This is a genomic window from Gemmiger formicilis (genome assembly GCF_018784445.1).
In the GTDB taxonomy this organism is placed as follows: domain Bacteria; phylum Bacillota; class Clostridia; order Oscillospirales; family Ruminococcaceae; genus Gemmiger.
Map to the genome: position 1 here is coordinate 1 of NZ_WQOH01000047.1, position 377 is coordinate 377.

A 377-nucleotide genomic window follows, 5' to 3' on the forward strand; every position below is an offset into this window, starting at 1 on the left:
GGTATTAGCAGTCGTTTCCAACTGTTGTCCCCCACTCCAGGGCAGGTTACTCACGCGTTACTCACCCGTTCGCCACTAAGCTAAGAAAAGCAAGCTCCTCTCAGCTCCGTTCGACTTGCATGTGTTAGGCGCGCCGCCAGCGTTCGTCCTGAGCCAGGATCAAACTCTTTATAAATGGTATTTAATCGCCATTTAAAAGCGTTAAATCGCTGTAATCACTCAGACACAATCGCTTGCGTCCTGTATGAATTACTTGTAAATTTTGGAATTGATTAACGTGGGTTTCCAAACCCACGATCAAGGTTCCACAAGTTTCAGTTTTGTTCAATTTTCAAGGTCCTGCTGCGCTGTCGCGTCTCCGTGACAGCTTGTATATT

General features: G+C 46.4%; 1 rRNA gene. It reads right to left on the reverse strand.

The window, feature by feature from the left end:
* A 16S ribosomal RNA gene (locus GPK89_RS12145) occupies positions 1-175 on the reverse strand; the annotation flags it as partial.
* Positions 176-377 lie beyond the last annotated feature (202 nt).